General features: G+C 74.7%; 15 protein-coding genes. 9 read left to right on the top strand and 6 right to left on the bottom strand.

The genetic code is table 11. The features are described 5' to 3' along the window. Positions 1-11 precede the first annotated feature (11 nt). Entirely contained in the window at positions 12-215 is a 204-nt protein-coding gene (locus tag JSX79_RS09465; protein ID WP_071294668.1) for a hypothetical protein, read from the bottom strand. 90 nt (positions 216-305) lie between these two features. Here JSX79_RS09465 and JSX79_RS09460 point away from each other — a divergent pair, with 90 nt between their 5' ends. Together JSX79_RS09460 and JSX79_RS09455 are read left to right on the top strand one after the other, a co-directional pair. Beyond that, entirely contained in the window at positions 306-1334 is a 1029-nt protein-coding gene (locus tag JSX79_RS09460) for a hypothetical protein (RefSeq protein ID WP_229085932.1), read from the top strand. A 233-nt stretch (positions 1335-1567) separates the two neighbouring features. Further along, positions 1568-2929 carry an MFS transporter gene (locus JSX79_RS09455; protein WP_071294666.1) on the top strand — a complete coding sequence of 454 codons (1362 nt, stop codon included), beginning with the start codon at positions 1568-1570 and terminating at the stop codon, positions 2927-2929. A gap of 388 nt (positions 2930-3317) precedes the next feature. On the opposite strand, the gene JSX79_RS09450 is transcribed toward JSX79_RS09455, so the two are convergent. Both JSX79_RS09450 and JSX79_RS09445 read right to left on the bottom strand, forming a co-directional pair. Beyond that, the gene (locus tag JSX79_RS09450; protein WP_229085931.1) at positions 3318-5366 is read right to left on the bottom strand and encodes a carboxypeptidase-like regulatory domain-containing protein; all 2049 of its coding nucleotides are present in this window, start codon (positions 5364-5366) and stop codon (positions 3318-3320) included. 111 nt (positions 5367-5477) lie between these two features. After that, on the bottom strand, positions 5478-5930 hold the full coding sequence (locus JSX79_RS09445; RefSeq protein ID WP_092387156.1) for an NUDIX domain-containing protein: 453 nt from the start codon (positions 5928-5930) through the stop codon (positions 5478-5480). A 115-nt stretch (positions 5931-6045) separates the two neighbouring features. Here JSX79_RS09445 and JSX79_RS09440 point away from each other — a divergent pair, with 115 nt between their 5' ends. After that, on the top strand, positions 6046-6954 hold the full coding sequence (locus tag JSX79_RS09440; protein WP_229085930.1) for a universal stress protein: 909 nt from the start codon (positions 6046-6048) through the stop codon (positions 6952-6954). On the opposite strand, the gene JSX79_RS09435 is transcribed toward JSX79_RS09440, so the two are convergent. The 3 genes from JSX79_RS09435 to JSX79_RS09425 all read right to left on the bottom strand — a co-directional run bounded on the left by JSX79_RS09435 (position 6906) and on the right by JSX79_RS09425 (position 9433). Continuing rightward, a complete protein-coding gene (locus JSX79_RS09435; protein ID WP_071294662.1) occupies positions 6906-7925 on the bottom strand; it encodes an SGNH/GDSL hydrolase family protein in 1020 nt (339 codons plus the stop codon). The genes JSX79_RS09440 and JSX79_RS09435 overlap by 49 nt on opposite strands. Positions 7926-8042: 117 nt before the next feature. Beyond that, positions 8043-8399: a PRC-barrel domain-containing protein gene (locus JSX79_RS09430; RefSeq protein ID WP_070418952.1), complete on the bottom strand. Its 357-nt coding sequence runs from the start codon at positions 8397-8399 to the stop codon at positions 8043-8045. A 50-nt stretch (positions 8400-8449) separates the two neighbouring features. Further along, positions 8450-9433, bottom strand: a complete 984-nt coding sequence (locus tag JSX79_RS09425) for a glycosyltransferase family 9 protein (RefSeq protein ID WP_229085929.1) — start codon at positions 9431-9433, stop codon at positions 8450-8452. 100 nt (positions 9434-9533) lie between these two features. Here JSX79_RS09425 and JSX79_RS09420 point away from each other — a divergent pair, with 100 nt between their 5' ends. From JSX79_RS09420 to JSX79_RS09395, 6 genes are read left to right on the top strand one after another with little or no spacing between them, the layout of a single operon-like run. Continuing rightward, positions 9534-10085, top strand: coding sequence for an HAD-IIIA family hydrolase (locus JSX79_RS09420; RefSeq protein ID WP_071294660.1), 552 nt, complete (start codon positions 9534-9536; stop codon positions 10083-10085). Continuing rightward, positions 10082-11161, top strand: coding sequence for a glycosyltransferase family 9 protein (locus tag JSX79_RS09415; protein WP_229085928.1), 1080 nt, complete (start codon positions 10082-10084; stop codon positions 11159-11161). Before JSX79_RS09420 ends, JSX79_RS09415 begins: the two co-directional genes overlap by 4 nt. 52 nt (positions 11162-11213) lie before the next feature. After that, positions 11214-12215, top strand: coding sequence for a glycosyltransferase (locus JSX79_RS09410; RefSeq protein ID WP_229085927.1), 1002 nt, complete (start codon positions 11214-11216; stop codon positions 12213-12215). Then, on the top strand, positions 12212-13576 hold the full coding sequence (locus JSX79_RS09405; RefSeq protein WP_229085926.1) for a glycosyltransferase: 1365 nt from the start codon (positions 12212-12214) through the stop codon (positions 13574-13576). Before JSX79_RS09410 ends, JSX79_RS09405 begins: the two co-directional genes overlap by 4 nt. After that, positions 13573-14196 (top strand): SIS domain-containing protein, encoded by a 624-nt coding sequence (locus tag JSX79_RS09400; protein WP_229085925.1) that lies wholly within the window; start codon positions 13573-13575, stop codon positions 14194-14196. Before JSX79_RS09405 ends, JSX79_RS09400 begins: the two co-directional genes overlap by 4 nt. After that, entirely contained in the window at positions 14193-15674 is a 1482-nt protein-coding gene (locus JSX79_RS09395; protein ID WP_229085924.1) for a PfkB family carbohydrate kinase, read from the top strand. The genes JSX79_RS09400 and JSX79_RS09395 overlap by 4 nt, the downstream gene beginning before the upstream one ends. Positions 15675-15715 lie beyond the last annotated feature (41 nt).

Genomic DNA, 15715 nt, shown 5'->3' with positions numbered 1-15715 from the left:
CGGCGGGCGTGTCAGCCGCCCTGACCCTCCTGCTGCGGGCCCTGGTCGACGGGGTCGTACTCGGTGCCGCGGCCCTGCTCCTCGTCCGGCAGGGGGACGTGCCGCTCGGTGCCCGTCCCGCCCGGGCTCGTCGCGACGTAGTCGGCCTCCCCGGACTGCGTGTCGTGGCTCAGCGGCTCGAGGGTCTCGGGGTCGGGATCGTGCTTGTCGCTCATGACCCCCGTCTACGCCCCGCGAACTGGGTGCGCGCCCGCACGGCGCCGGTGGGACGATGGGCGGACAGTGCGACCGGACCGGGAGTGCGCATGGCCGACGACGACGTGGCAGCAGAACGAGCACGGCTCGAGGCGCTCGCATGGGGTGGTGCCGCGTCCGAGACCGACGCGGCCGCAGCGCGGCTGGCCCTCGAACGGCTCGGCCGAGGACGGCGCGGTCCAGGAGGCGCGGCTCCCGTCTCCCCGCGGGCCCGGTCGACGGGACGGTCGCGTCCGACCTCCGCGGCCGGCTCCGACCGGGCCGTCACTTCGGGCACGACGAACCCGTTCCACACCGGCGGCGCGCGGCCCCTCGCCGGTTCCTCGGGAGCCGCCGCTGACCAGATGGCGACGCCGGCACCGGGTCCGGTCTCGGTGCCGTCGACACCGGGGCCGCGGACACCGCACGCGGGACCGCAGGGCGCTGCCGCCGCCGCGGGTGCTCCGAGCCCGGTCGACCGGACGGCGACCGACGACACGAGTGGAGTCGCCGACGGACCGGACCACGAGAAGGAGCCGGCTGACCGTGGCGGAGGCGGGTCGCGCCTCCTGGACCGCATCGGCGCCTGGCGGACGCGAGCCGCACGGGTGCTCTGGACCACCCGGCCACGGGTCTGGATCGGGCTGGGCGTCGCGGCGGCCGTCGGTGTGGCGTTCGCGGCGGGGACGGTGGTCGGGACCTCGAGGCCGGACCCGGCGGCGGCGCCGAGCGTGACGCCGAGTGCCGGGACGATCACGCTCGAGGACCTGCTGGACGCGCCGCAGACCTACGCCGACCAGTTGCCGGGACCGGTCGAGGCGCCGGTCACGCTCCGGACGACGCGGCTCATCTTCACGAACCGCGCGCTCGACGGCGGCTCGTTCGAGACCCCCTGGAGCGTGTGGGCCGGCGTCGGGACGGACCGCTCGACGATCTGCCTCGTCGCGACGGCGAACCGGCTGGAGTCGACGTCCGCGTGCTACCCGCGGCAGGACGCGCTGCACGGGTCGGTCTCGCTGTCGGCGCAGTCGATGAGCGGCACGCTGACGCTGAGCCTCCGGGGCGGTGGGGTGCAGGGCACCGTGACGAACGAGAACTGATCGGGAATGTCTCGGCACTGACGGCGTTGGAGCGCTCCTAGGACTTTCTCGGCGAAGGCCCTCGCATCTCCTCGCTGCAGCGTGCAACACTGGAAGAGCGCACTCGCCGTGGAGTCGTACCCACAATCCACACACCACAGCGAGCGCGCATCGTCGGCCGGCACCGTCCGGTCCGGTCGTCGTCACGTCGACACCGACGCGCGCTCCGCCGTTCCCCGGAGGAGGTCAGCATCGTGTCCACCAACACCACCACCTCGGCCGTGTCGACGAACACGCGGCCGATCACCGTCACCACGCAGTCGATCGTCGGCATCGCCGTGCTCGGGCTCGCGACGTTCTTCGCGATCACGACCGAGCTCATGCCGGTCGGGCTGCTCGGCACCATGAGCGCCGACCTCGGCGTCTCCGAGTCGACCATGGGCATCGTCGTGACGGTGTACGCCGCCGCCGTGGCGATCCTCGCGCTGCCGCTCACGTCCTTCACCGCCCGGCTTCCCCGCAAGACCGTCCTCGTGGCGACGCTCATCGGCTACACGGTGTCGAACGTGATGATCGCGCTCGCGCCGTCCTTCGCGGTGGTCTGCGCCGGCCGCATCGTCGGCGGCGTCGCACACGCGCTCTTCTTCTCGGTCGCCTCGGCCTACGCGACGCGCATCGTGCCGCCGCGTCTCGCCGGTCGTGCGATCGCGTTCGTGTACTCCGGCAGCTCGCTCGGCTTCGTCATCGGCGTGCCCGTGGCGACCTGGGTCGCGCAGTCGATCGGGTGGCGCCCGGCCGTCGGTGCCGTCGCCGTCGCCGCAGCGGCACTGGCCGTCGTCGCGCTCCTGTTCCTGCCGAGCGTCCGCGGGGCCTCGTCGCCGCACATCGGCTCCCCGAAGGCCTGGGCCCGCACCGGCCTGCTCTCCGTCGTGATCGCCGACCTCCTGCTCTTCGCCGGGCACTACGTCGTCTACACGTACATCGGGCCGTACGCGATCGACGCCGGGCTCGACGCCGACATGGTGAGCGGGGCGCTGCTCGTCCTCGGTGGCACGGGTGTCGTCGGTCTCTGGCTCGCCGGCATGTTCGTCGACCGGGCTCCGCGGCAGACGCTCATCGCGGCCGTCGCCGTGATGGCAGCGGCGTTCGCGGTGCTGCCGTTCGTACACGGGTCGCTGCTCGGCACGATGGTCGTCGCCGGCGTGTGGATGGCCGCGAACGGCACCACCGGCACGCTCTTCATGGCCGCGGCGATCCGCTCCGGCGGTGTCTCGCCCGACATCGCGGGTGCGCTCATCAACGGTGCGTCGAACATCGGCATCGCCGGCGGCGCGGCCATCGGCGGCCAGGCACTCGGCGTCGTCGGGCTGCAGTTCATGCCGTTCGCCGGGGCCGTCGTGCTGGTCGGGTCGCTCGGCGTCGTGATCGCGGCGCGTCGGGGCTTCCCGGTGCACACGCACAACCAGGAGCACCTGTCGACCTCGTCGATCGAGGCGATCACGTCGTCGCTCGCGGTCGTCACGACCTCGGTGCCGGTGGTGTCGCGGGCGATCCAGACCCTGACGGGGTCGGTCGCGGTGGCGACGGGGTCGGTGCCGACGCGTCGGCGGCGCTGAGGCGCCCCGCACGCACGACGGGGCGGGAGTGTGCGAGGTTCCGCGCTCCGTGCGGGGCCGGGAGCCGAGCACGGTGCGCGGGACCTCGCACGTTGCGTGTGGGCGGCGCGGTGTGGGCTGCGCGGCGTGGTCCCGGTGCGTGAGGCGCGCGGCACGGGAGGCGCGGCGTGCGCCCGGTGCGCACCGCACGGTCTGCGGACGGAGCGGCAAGGTGCGAGGTCGCGTGCTCAGTGCGGGGCTGGGAGTCGGGCACGCTGCGCAGGGCCTCGCACGGTGCGTGCAGCGCGCCGCGCGCGAGACTGGGCGGGACCTCGCACGCGGTGGGCAGCGGCCCGCACGCACGACGGGGCGGGACCGGCAGCGCCGGCCCCGCCCCGTCGTCGTGCGGTCAGTCCTGCAGGTGCGACGTCCGGCGGCGGTTGCGCACCGCACGGAACGTCAGCAGCCCGCCGCCGAGCAGCACGAGCACGCCCGCCGCGATGAGCCCCGGCGTCAGGTCGGCGCCCGTGTACGCCAGCGCGCCGCCGGTGGTCGATCCGCCACCGGACGAGATCGGCGTCGTGCCGGAACCACCGCCGGGGGTCGGTGCCGGAGCGGGAGCCGACGGCGTGGGCGTCGGGGTCGGGGTCACGACGGCGGCCGGGACCGTGATCGCCAGCGCCGCGGCCGAACCGCTCGCGGGCGTGGTGATCGTCACCGGGTCCGCGCCGTCGACCTCGACGGTGTACTCCGTCTCGGGCGTGAGGCCGGTGAGGTCGAACGTCCCGTCCGTGCCCGTGGTGGTCCGGACGGGGTCGCCGGCCTCCGGGTCGGTCGGGGTCGCGACGACGTCGACGCCCGCGGCCGGGTCGCCGTTCGTGTCGGTGACCGTGCCGGGCTGGTCCGTGGTCGTGACGACCGGCGCCGCGGGCGTCGCGAACGGCAGGTCCGACTCCGCGCTCGCGCCACCGGCGACGGTGACCCCGGTGTTCTGGGTCGGGCCGGTCGCGCCGGGCTCCGGGACGGTGGTGCGGACGGTGTACGTGCCGGCCGCGGTGTGGAACGTGTAGCGGCCCGAGGCGTCCGTGGTGGTCGAGGCCACGACGGTGGTGCCCTGCAGCAGCTCCACGACCTGACCGGCCGCGACGGGAGCGCCGTCGAGGCTGACGACACCGGTGACGGTCGCGATGACCGCGGCGGGGGCCTCGATCGGGTCGAGCGCGGTGGGGTCGCCACCGGCCGGTCCGGTCGTGATCGTCGTCGGGTCCTCGTCGCCGACCGAGACACCGAGGTCGGTGCCGGCGGGCAGGTCGGAACCGGTGTAGACGCCGTCGCTGTTCGTCGTCGTGTTGACGAGTTCCTCGCCGTCGGACGGGTCGACGATCACCACGGGGACGTTCGACACCGGGTTGCCGTCGGCGTCGGTCACGGTGCCGATGACCGACGTGGTGCCCTGTGGTGCGGTGAACGGGAAGTCCACGACCTGGTCGGCACCGCCCGGGACCGTGTTGAGGGACGTCGTCGCCGACGGGGTGCCGTCGGCGTTCGGCGGCGGCGTGATCGTCACGGTGTAGCCGCCGATGACCGGGAGCTCCGGGAACGAGTAGGTGCCGTCGGCGCCCGTGGTCGTCGTGTAGAGCGTGCCGCGGGGTGCCTGCACCGTGACGGTCGCGCCGGGGATCGGGGTGTCGTCGAGCGTCGCGGTGCCGGTGATCGCCGCCGTCCGGTTGGCGAACCAGGTCTGGTAGACGGGGAACCCGCTGCGCTGCTGGTAGGTGATCGTCAGGGTCTCGAGCGGGACCGTCGGCGTGAACCACGCGGTCGCGCCGGAGGTGTCGTTGGCGGCCGCGTTCCCCGTCAGGGTCCGGGTCGCGGCGTCCCACGTGGGGGCGTCCTGGCCAGCAGGGACCCCGCCCGGATCGGCCGGGCAGCTCCATCCGCCGGCGGAGACGGATGAGCACGAGTTGTACGAGCTCTGGTAGCCGAGCTGTGCCGCGGTCGCCGCTGCGCCGCCCTGGACGGTCGCGGAGATCGTCGCCTGATCGGCGTCGACGTCACCGAGGACGAAGGACCAGCTGCCGTTGCCCGGGGTCGCACCGTCGAAGGTGTAGGTCGTGGTCGACGCTGCCGACGCGGTCGGCGAGTCGGCGTTCGGACGCTGGTTGATGTAGGTGTTCCCGCGGCTCGAGCCGTACACCGCGCCCGGCCCCGTCGACGGCCCCTGCCAGGTCGAGGCACCGCTGATCACGGTGGACTGCCGTGAGTTCGACGTGAACGTCGTCGCCGGGAACCCCGGCAGTGTCATCGTGCCCGTGTAGGCCTTGCTCGACCCGCTGACGGTGAACGTGCCCCAGTGGCCGGCCGGCGCGGCGGACGCGCTCGTGGCGCCCCCGATCGCCAGACCCGCTCCGAGCACGATCCCGGTCAGCCCTGCGGTGACTGCGCGCCAACGCCGCATGTGGAACTCCCCTGTTTCGGCGCCGCCTCACCACGACGCTCGCTCAGGTTATCCAGCGACCGCGAAGTCCGTCCACACCGAGACGTGTTCGTGACACGCGCCCGGAGCCGGTCACTCCGCGGTCAGCCGGTCCAGCGCCGCGACCTGTCCCGCGACGACCATCGACCGCGCCTCGTCGATCGGGACCCAGCGTGCGTCGTCGACCTCCGGCACCTCGACGAACCGTCCGGAGCCCCGCGGCAGCTCGATCCGCGCCGTGTTCGACCGCACCCGATCGACCGAGAAGCCCGGGGCGTCGACCGCGAACACCCGCACGCGCTTGCCGGACGCCTGCCGCACCTCGCCGAGGTCGGTCACCGGTCCGTCCGGTGCGGCGACCCCGATCTCCTCGGCGAACTCGCGCCGTGCGGTGTCGAGCGGGTCCTCGTCCCCCTCGACGATCCCCTTCGGGATCGACCACGCGCGCGGGCGGTTCCGCCAGAACGGCCCGCCCATGTGCGCGATCCAGACCTGCACGCCGGCGTCGTCGGCCCGGTACAGCAGGAGTCCAGCGCTCAACACCACACCGCGAGGCTACACAGCGGGCAACGGCGACACAGCGGGCAACGGGAGTAGTTTGCAGCGCAAGGAGCGCCATGGCGACGCCCCCGGAGGACCCCGGACGAGGAGGTCGATCGGGATGGACGAACGGTGGACGACGGTCACACTGGCCGCCGACGCGGCGAAGCCGCACGAGGAAGCCCTGCACTGGGTCACGTCCCGGGTCGGCACGGGCATCGAGCGCATCCGGGTCATCGGCGTGGACCCGGCGATCGAAGGGCGCACCGGACCCGACGGCAAGCGCGTGGCCGACGCCCTGGCGGACGCTGCCCGCACGGCGATGCCCGACGTCCGGGTCGAGGTGCGTCGGCACGCCGGGCCCTTCGCCGCGGCACTCGTCGAGGAGTCGGACGGTGGCGATCTCCTCGTCGTCGGGACCTTCCGCGGCCGGCGCGGTTCGACGGCGGGTGGGGACCCGGCCCGGGTCGCCGAACGTGCAGCGGTGCCGACGGTCGTCGTGCCGGAGGGACCGCACCCGATCGACGGCGACGTCGTCCTCGCGGTCGAGGAGCCGATCGACGAACGCGCCCTCGCGATCGCCGTCGACGAGGCGCACCGACTCCACCGTCGCGTGACGCTCCTGCGTGCCTGGGAGATGCCGGTGCTGACCCGCACGGGCCTCACGGACTTCGCCGAGGACCCGATGCGGTGGCGCACCCGGAACGCCGAGCTGCTGCAGCGGGTCACGACGGCCCTGACCGCGCGGTACCCCGGCGTCCGGTTCCACCCGCTGCTCGTCGAGGGGCACCCAGGGCACGCGATCGCCGCGCACACCCGCCGTGCCTCGCTCGTCGTGCTCGGCCTCGGGCACGTGACGGCGCTCTCGGGGTCGGTGCTGCACGACGTCCTGCGGGAGACCGCGTCGCCGGTGTGCGTGGTCCCACGGGCGGCGCACGGCGCACACGACGTCGGCAGCGCGGAGGTCCCCGCCGCGACCGGTCAGCCGGCGAGGTCGCGCGCGGCGGCCGCCACGCGCTTCGTGAGGTAGGCGACGCCCCGCGTGTTCGGGTGCAGGGCTCCCGGCTCGAGGTCGATCCGCCGCAGGTCGCCGGTGCCGTCGAGCGAGACGCCCGACACGTAGGGCTTCTTCGTCGCGCACGCCGAGTGCGCCTGGGTGGACGAGAACACGTCCACGAACCGGACCCCGGCCGCCCGTGCCGCCGACGCCGAGACGTCGTTCAGCGCCTCCTGCACGCCGTGCAGGTACCGCACGTCGGTGTTCGTGAACGGGTACGAGTTCGTCGGGAAGGAACCCGCGAGCGTCCCGAGGTCGAGGGCGGACCGGAAGCAGCCGCCCTTCGGCGTGTGGTCGGCGTCCGGGAAGATCGCCGGGTACCCGAGGAAGAGGATCGTCGCGTTCGGCGCGGCTTCCTTGACCGTGGCGAGGGTGTCGGCGATGCCGAGGGCGACGCGGGACTCGATCTTCGTGCCGAGCAGGTCCTCGCCGTCGGTCACGAGCGTGCTCCGGCAGGACGGTGCGTCGCGTCCGGAGAACACCGGGCCCTTCGCCGAGAGCGCGAGGCAGGACGCCGCCGTGCCGAAGAGGTCGGCGTCGTTCCCGCCGATCGTCAGCGTCACCAGGCGGGTGCGTTCGGACAGCGACCGGATCTGCGGGGGCACGCCCTTGAACTGGAAGCCGCTCGTGACGTCGTCGCTCGTGGCGCCACCGCACGTGACGTCGGTGAGGGCGAGCCCGAAGCGCGCGGCGATGCGGTGCGGGTAGTCCTGGGCGGACTGCCCGCACGCACTCGTCGGCAGGTGCGTCGGGTCGGACAGCCCGTACCCCGCGGAGTACGAGTCGCCGAGCGCGACGTACTCGCTGCCCGGCGGGATGTCCGCGAGCGTCTCCGCCGGCACACCGGTCACCGGGTAGGGCTGCGGGACCGGCCACATCGGTGCAGCCGACGCCGCACCACCACCGGCGACCGATCCGGCGAGCACGACGAAGGCCGCCACCACGGCGAGCAGCGTCGAGCGGACGGAGCGGAGCAGGTTCGGCCTCCAGGGACGGGTCGGACGGACCAGGCTAACCGGTCGACCCGGCTGCCGCGGTCAGCGACCGACCGGGCGCCGCGATCAGCGACGACCCAGGCGCCGCTCTCCCCCGCTGCCGGTGCGGTACTCGAGCCCGTAGTGCTGGTAGACCTCCGGTTCCAGCGAAGCGTCGAGCTCGCCGTCGGTCGCGATCGTCGGCGCGGCCTTGATGGTCTTCTTCGGGTACGCGACACGCAGGTGCTTCGGCGCGACGAGGGCTCCGGTCAGGGGCACGAACAGGAGCTTCTGGAAGCCGACCATCCCCGTCGTCACCGCGCCGAAGGCGGGCTCGGACGTCGCGGTGTCGTAGTAGATGCTCTCGAGCGTCCCGACCTTGTCGTCCGCCTCGTCGACGACCGGCAGGCCGATCCAGTCCCGGATGTTCGCGGCTTCGAACACGTGCGCCTCCTCGCGAGCACCCGGCGCGTCCGGGTCGCTCTCCGTCGACGCTACCGGGCCGCGGACGGGTCGGTCACGCCGAGCGAGTCCACCGCGGCGAGCACGTCGTCGGGCCCGATGGCGAGCAGCGCGGGGTCCGGGTCCTCGGCGAAGACGTCGCCGCGCCGCACCGAGGCGTCGGTGAGGACGACGTGCGGACCGGAGGCCGGAGGCCCCCACGCCTCCGGCGGCGCCGGACCGAAGACGACCACCGACGGGACGCCGTAGGCGGACGCGAGGTGCGCGGCGCCGGTGTCGACCGTCACGACGAGCCGTGCGGCCGCGATCACGCCCGCGAAGTCCTGCAGTGCGAGCACGCCGGCCAGGATCGCCCCCGGCGCCAGCCCGGCCGCCTGCGCGACGGCGGCGGCGCGCTCGACGTCGTCCGCGCCTCCCGTCAGCACCACGTCGAGGCCGCGCTCGCGCAGTCCGCGCACCACGGCGGCGAAGCGGTCCGTCGGCCAGTGCCGCGCACCGTGGAACGCACCGACGTGCACGACCGCGGCACCCTCGGCGACCGGCGGCGCGTCGGGACGGGCGATCGCGACGTCGTCGGGGTCGGCCTCGATCCCGTGCCACCGGAGCAGCTCGGCCCAGCGGTCGCGCTCGTGCACCGCGTCGGGCCACTCCGGTCCGTCGAAGCCGTTCGTGGGGTCGGCGTGGCCGATCACCCGACGGGCACCGAGCGCGGCGACGAGGTCGGACGACTCCGGCCCGGCGCCGTGCAGGTTCACGGCCACGTCGACCGCGCCCGCGGGTGCGCCGATCGGGTGGTCCAGACCGTGCTGGGCGAGGTGCACGTCCACGTCGGGCACGAGCTCCACGACGGGCGCCAGCCAGGCCGTCGTCGCGAGCGAGATCCGGTGGTCCGGGAAGGCGCGGCGCAGCGCGTGCAGTGCGGGCACGGCGACGAGCAGGTCGCCGAGCTTGATGGCGCGGAGCACGAGCAGCTCGGGGCGCCCGTCGGACGGGGGCAGGGTGTCGACGGCGGTCACCGCGCCGACGGTAGACGGACGCCCCCGCCCGCCCGTCCGGGAACGCGTTCCGCGGCTGTTCCTGAACCCGCCACCGGCCCGCGGTCGGTACGTCAGGAGCATGGCCCTCGCTCCGGACCGCACCGTGCGCGGTCTCCTCTTCGACCGGGACGACACGCTCGTCATCGACGTCCCGTACAACGCCGACCCGCACCGGGTGGTGCCCGTCCCCGGCGCGCGTCGAGCAGTGGCACGTGCCCGTGCCGCCGGGCTGGCGCTCGGGGTCGTCACGAACCAGTCGGTGATCGCGAAGGGGATGGCGACGCGCGAGCAGGTCGACGCCACGAACGCCCGGGTGGACGAACTCGTCGGACCCTTCGACGTGTGGTGCGTCTGCCCGCACGACGCCGACGACGACTGCGCGTGCCGGAAGCCGCGGCCCGGGATGGTCCTCGACGCGGCCGGACGACTCGGCCTCGACCCGTCCGAGCTCGTGGTCGTCGGCGACATCGGCGCGGACGTCGGCGCCGCTCTGGCCGCGGGCGCCCAGGCCGTCCTGGTCCCGACGCCGCGCACCCGGCAGGAGGAGGTCGACGCCGCGCCGACGGTCGCGGCGACGATCGAGGACGCCGTGGCGCTCGTCCTCGACCACGTGCGGGCGGTGCGGTCGTGAGGACCGGACCCCGGGTCCTCGTCGTCCGGCTCGACTCGTTCGGCGACGTCCTCGTCGCCGGGCCCGCCGTCCGGGCCGTGGCCGCCGGCGCGTCCCACGTGACGATGCTGTGCGGGCCGCAGGGTGCGCCCGCCGCGGACCTGCTGCCCGGCGTGGACCGGGTCCGGGTCTGGGCGGCGCCGTGGGTCACCGAGACCGCCCGCCCGATCGACGACGCACTGCTCACCGACTTCCGCGCCCTGGTCGCCGAGGAGGCGCCGGACGAGGCCGTGGTCCTCACCTCGTTCCACCAGTCGCCGCTGCCGGTCGCGCTGCTGCTCCGCCTCGCGGGCGTCCGTCGCGTCTCCGGCGCGAGCGTCGACCACCCCGGTTCACTGCTCGACGTGCGGCTCCGACCCGGCGAGGACCTCCCCGAGGACGTCCCGGAACCCGAGCGCGCCCTCCGCATCGCCGAGGCCGCCGGGTTCCGACTGCCGTCGGGTGCGTCCAGGAGGCTCGGCGTGCGTCTCGACGTCGCCCCGCCTGCCGAGGTGGCCGGGCTGGACCGGTACGTGGTCGTGCACCCCGGCGCGAGCGTTCCGGCCCGCGCCTGGCCGGAGGACCGTCACCGGGCCCTCGTCGCCGCGTACGCGGCGCAGGGCACCACCGTCGTCGTCACCGGCTCGCCGGGCGAGCGCGCCCTGACGGCGCGGGTCGCCGGCGACACCGCGATCGACCTCGGCGGACGCACCACGCCGGCCGAGCTCGCGGCGGTCCTGGCCGGTGCCGAGGTCGTCGTCGTGGGCAACACGGGGCCGGCGCACCTCGCCGCAGCGGTGGGCGTGCCGATCGTCAGCCTGTTCTCGCCGGTGGTCCCGGCCGTCAAGTGGGCGCCGGACGCACCGCTCGTCGAACTGCTCGGCGACCAGGGGGCTCCGTGTCGCCTCAGCCGAGCCCGAGCGTGCCCGGTGCCGGGGCATCCGTGCCTGTCCTCGGTGCGCATCGAGGACGTCCTCGAAGCGCACCGGAGGCTGCTCGACCGCGCTTCCCGGATGGTCCGGAGAAGTCTGCGGAGCACGCCAGAAGGTGCTGCGTAGCTTCCGCACTGCTCCTCCTCCTGTTCTCCTCATCCCGACCGGAAGGCCCCGCATGCGGATCCTCGTGTGGCACGTGCACGGCGGCTGGATGGACGCCTTCGTCCGTGGCCAGCACGAGTACCTCGTCCCGACCACGCCCGCCCGGGACGCCTGGGGGCTCGGCCGTGCCGACCGCGCCTGGCCGGCCTCCGTCGTCGAGATCGACCCGGCCGACGTCGCCGACGCCGAGGTCGACGTCGTGGTGCTGCAGCGGCCCGAGGAACTCGACGAGGCGCGCCGGCTGCTCGGCGGGCGCGAGGTCCCGATGGTGTTCGTCGAGCACAACGCACCCCGTGTGGACGTGCCGAACAGCCGCCACCCGCTGCGGGACCGCGACGACGTCACCATCGCCCACGTCACGCACTGGAACGCGCTCATGTGGGACTGCGGCTCGACGCGGACCACGGTCGTCGAGCACGGCGTCGTCGACCCCGGGCCCCGGTACACCGGCACGCTCGACCGACTCGGCGTCGTCATCAACGAACCCGTGCGCCGCGGCCGCGTCGTCGGGACCGACCTGCTCCCCCGCTTCGCCGCGGTCGCACCGGTCGATGTCTGGGGCATGGGCACCGAGCGCCTGCCCGAACTCGGCTTCGGCGACCGTGTGGTCGCCCGCGGTGACGTGCCCGCCGATCCGATGCACGCGGCCCTCGCCGAGCGCCGGGCGTACGTGCACCCGAACCGGTGGACGTCCCTCGGCCTGTCGCTCATCGAGGCGATGCACCTGGCGATGCCGGTCCTGGTCCTGGCGACGACGGACGCGGCCCGCACGGTCCCGGCCGACGCAGGCGCGATCGCGACGGACGTCGAGGAGCTGGTCCGCGCCTCCAGGACCCTGCTCGAGGACCCGGACGAAGCGCGCCGACGGGGTGCCGTCGCCCGCGAGGCCGCGCTCGCGCGGCACGCACTCGGCCGCTTCACCGCGGACTGGGACGACCTGCTCGACGACGCTGTGACGCGCGCCGTGACGCGGAACCGCACGGCCTCCGCCGCGCTGGAAGGGAGTGCGCGATGAAGATCGCGATGGTGTCCGAGCACGCGAGTCCGCTCGCGGTCCTCGGCGGGGTCGACGCCGGCGGGCAGAACGTGCACGTCGCCGAACTGTCGGGCGCGCTCGCGGACCGCGGGCACCGGGTGACGGTGTACACGCGCCGCGACGACGCCGACCAGCCCGTGCGCGTCCTGCTCCGCCCCGGCGTCGAGGTCGTGCACGTCGATGCCGGGCCCGCGCGGACCGTGCCGAAGGACGCCCTCTTCCCGTACATGGGGACCTTCGCGTCGGTGCTCGCGGCGGAGTGGTTCGTCGACCGGCCCGACGTCGTGCACGCGCACTTCTGGATGTCCGGGCACGCGGCCCTCGAAGCCGTCGCCCAGGTCCAGGCGCGAACCGGCGGCGTCCGCATCCCGGTCGTCCAGACCTTCCACGCGCTCGGGGTCGTGAAGCGCCGACACCAGGGCGCTGCCGACACGAGCCCAGCCGAGCGCGAGTGGCTCGAGCCCGCGGTGGGCCGCAGCGCCGACCAGGTCGTGGCGACGTGCTCGGACGAGGCGTTCGAGCTGAAGGCGCTCGGTGTCCCGCTGCACCGCATCTCCGTGGTGCCCTGCGGCGTCGACGTGTCGCTGTTCCGACCCGAGGGCGCCGGTCTCCCCGTGGAGGAGCGCGGCCGTGCCGCCCGGATCCTCACGGCGTCGCGGCTCGTCCGGCGCAAGGGCGTCGGGACCACCATCGCCGCACTCGCCGCGCTCGTGCACGAGGGCCGCGACGTCGAACTCGTCGTCGTCGGCGGTGCCGGGGTCGCCGGCGCCGACCTCCCGGACGACCCGGAGTACCAGCGCCTCGACGCGCTCGCGCGGTCCCTCGGTGTCCGCGACCACGTCACCTTCCGGGGCCAGCTCGGACAGCACGACATGCCGGCGGTCTACCGCAGCGCGGACGTCGTCGTCTGCGCGCCCTGGTACGAGCCGTTCGGGATCGTCCCGCTCGAGGCGATGGCGTGCGGACGCCCGGTCGTCGCGTCGAGCGTCGGGGGGCTGATCGACACCGTCGTCGAGGACGCCACCGGGCTGCACGTGCCCCCGCGCGACGAGCACGCCGTCGCCGCGGCCGTCGGCGGTCTGCTCGACGACCCCGACCGACGGGCGCAGTACGGACGGGCCGGCCGCGAGCGTGCCGAGTCGCGCTACACGTGGCAGAAGGTCGCCGCGGACAGCGAGCGGGTCTACGAGCGGCTGCTCGCCGGCAGCCGGTCGGTCGCCGCCCCCGTCCTCGACGCCCTCGCCCCCGACGCCCTCGCCCCGATCGACACCGAGACCCGCGGTCCACGGGCCGGACGGGCCGCCCGCTCCACCCAGTCCACCGAGAGGACGGCACGATGACCATCGACCAACGCACGGGGACCGTCGACGAGCGCACCAGCGCCAGTGCGCGGATCGTGCTCGACCACGTGGCGGCCTCGGTCCCCGTGGTCGCGTCGCTCGTCGACCACGGCGACCACATCGGTGCATGGGCGGACGACATCGCCGCGCGGCTCGTCGCCGGACGCCGGTTGCTCGCCGCGGGCAACGGCGGGTCGGCGGCCGAGGCGCAGCACCTCACGTCCGAGCTGACCGGTCGCTTCGACGGGGACCGTCCGGCGTACTCGGCGATCTCCCTGCACGCCGAGTCCTCCGCCGTGACGGCCATCGGGAACGACTACGGCTTCGACGAGGTCTTCGCCCGACAGGTCTCGGCGCACGCACGGGCCGGCGACGTCCTCGTCCTGCTGAGCACGAGCGGCCGGAGCCCGAACCTGCTCCGCGCCGCCGAGGCCGCCCGCGCCGTCGGGGCCCGGACGATCGCGATGACCGGGCCGCGGCCGAACCCGCTCGCCGAGGCGGTCGACGACGCGATCTGCATCGACGGGCCGTCTGCGAACGTGCAGGAGGCGCAGCTCGTCCTCGTGCACGCGCTGTGCCGGGCGATGGAACCGGCGCTCCGCTGCGGGGCACGGCGATGACCGGGCCGCACGGGAACCCCACCGTGCCGCACGGGAACCCCACCGTGCCGCACGGGTCCGCGACCGCGCCGCGGCTCCGCATCGCCGTCGTCGGGGACACCCTGCTCGACGTCGACGTCTCCGGCACGAGCGAGCGCCTCAGCCCCGACGCTCCCGTGCCGGTCGTCGACGTCCGCACCGACGACCGCCGTGCCGGTGGCGCCGGCCTCGTGGCGACGATGCTCGCGCGCGACGGCCACGACGTGACCCTCGTCACCGTGCTCTCCGACGACTCCAGGGGACCGGAGATCCGCAGCCTGCTCCCGGACGTCACCGTCGTCGCGGGCCCGTCCGGAGCGCCCACGCCCGTGAAGACCCGCGTGCGGGTCGTCGACCACGCGCTCGTGCGGATCGACGAGGGGTGCGGCACCCCGCCCGTCCCGGACGTCACCGACGCGATGACCACCGCCCTCGACGGGGTCGACGCCGTCGTGGTCGCCGACTACGGCCGCGGGGTCGCCGCCGCCCCGACCATGCGGGAGGCCCTCGCCCGGGCGGCCCGGAGCACCCCCGTCGTCTGGGACCCGCACCCGAAGGGCGCCGCCCCGGTCGCCGGGGTCGCGGTCGTGACCCCGAACTCCACCGAGGCGCGCCGGTTCACCGCGGACGCGGTCGTGGCGCCCCACGCCGGCGCGGGCAGCGCCGGCAGCGCGGACGTCACCTTCGCCACCGCGGCAGCGGCCCACCTGGTCGCCACGTGGCGCGTCGACGCCGTCGCCGTGACGCTCGGCGACCGCGGCGCGCTCGTCGCGAGCAGCAGGGACGGCAACCGCTTCGTCCCGGCACCCTCCGTCACCGCAGGCGACCCCTGCGGTGCGGGCGACCGTCTCGCCGCCGGTGTGGCCGTCGCCCTCGCCTCGGGAGCCGACGTCGCCGAGGCCGTCACCGCCGGGGTCACCGCCGCGTCCGAGTACCTCGCCGCGGGCGGCGTCACGGCGCTCTTCGCCCAGGAGGGTCCGGCCCCCGTGCGCGTCCCCGGCGCCGACCGCGACGCGATGCGCCTCGTGCACGACGTGCGGAACGCGGGCGGGACCGTGGTCGCCACGGGTGGCTGCTTCGACCTCCTGCACGCCGGGCACGCCCGCACGCTCTCGGCAGCCCGGGCACTCGGGGACTGCCTGGTCGTCTGCCTGAACTCCGACGACTCGGTCCGGGCGCTCAAGGGCCCCGACCGGCCGATCATGGGCCAGGACGACCGCGTCGAGCTGCTCCTCGCGCTGGACTGCGTCGACGCCGTCGTGGTCTTCGACGAGCACACGCCCGACGAGGCCCTGCGCCGCTTCCGTCCGGACGTCTGGGCGAAGGGCGGCGACTACACCGCGGCCGAGCTCCCGGAGTCGCACACCCTCGCCGAGTGGGGCGGCCGCGTCGTGACGGTCCCGTTCCACCCCGGCCGGTCGACCACGCGACTCGCGGCGGCCCTCGAACACGTCGGCTGAGCCGGCACGCCCCACTCGGCGAGAGTGTGCGACTCCGGGAG

It is taken from the genome of Curtobacterium sp. GD1 (assembly GCF_020882855.1).
Lineage (GTDB): Bacteria > Actinomycetota > Actinomycetes > Actinomycetales > Microbacteriaceae > Curtobacterium.
The sequence above is the reverse complement of the archived record's forward strand: the minus strand, read 5'-3'. Positions and strand labels throughout refer to the sequence as shown.

Bases quoted from the DNA above. Each gene is read 5' to 3' on its own strand.
- JSX79_RS09465 (WP_071294668.1), bottom strand. From the start codon at position 215: ATGAGCGACAAGCACGATCCCGACCCCGAGACCCTCGAGCCGCTGAGC.
- JSX79_RS09460 (WP_229085932.1), top strand. From the start codon at position 306: ATGGCCGACGACGACGTGGCAGCAGAACGAGCACGGCTCGAGGCGCTC.
- JSX79_RS09450 (WP_229085931.1), bottom strand. From the start codon at position 5,366: ATGCGGCGTTGGCGCGCAGTCACCGCAGGGCTGACCGGGATCGTGCTC.
- JSX79_RS09440 (WP_229085930.1), top strand. From the start codon at position 6,046: ATGGACGAACGGTGGACGACGGTCACACTGGCCGCCGACGCGGCGAAG.
- JSX79_RS09420 (WP_071294660.1), top strand. From the start codon at position 9,534: ATGGCCCTCGCTCCGGACCGCACCGTGCGCGGTCTCCTCTTCGACCGG.
- JSX79_RS09410 (WP_229085927.1), top strand. From the start codon at position 11,214: ATGCGGATCCTCGTGTGGCACGTGCACGGCGGCTGGATGGACGCCTTC.
- JSX79_RS09405 (WP_229085926.1), top strand. From the start codon at position 12,212: ATGAAGATCGCGATGGTGTCCGAGCACGCGAGTCCGCTCGCGGTCCTC.
- JSX79_RS09400 (WP_229085925.1), top strand. From the start codon at position 13,573: ATGACCATCGACCAACGCACGGGGACCGTCGACGAGCGCACCAGCGCC.
- JSX79_RS09395 (WP_229085924.1), top strand. From the start codon at position 14,193: ATGACCGGGCCGCACGGGAACCCCACCGTGCCGCACGGGAACCCCACC.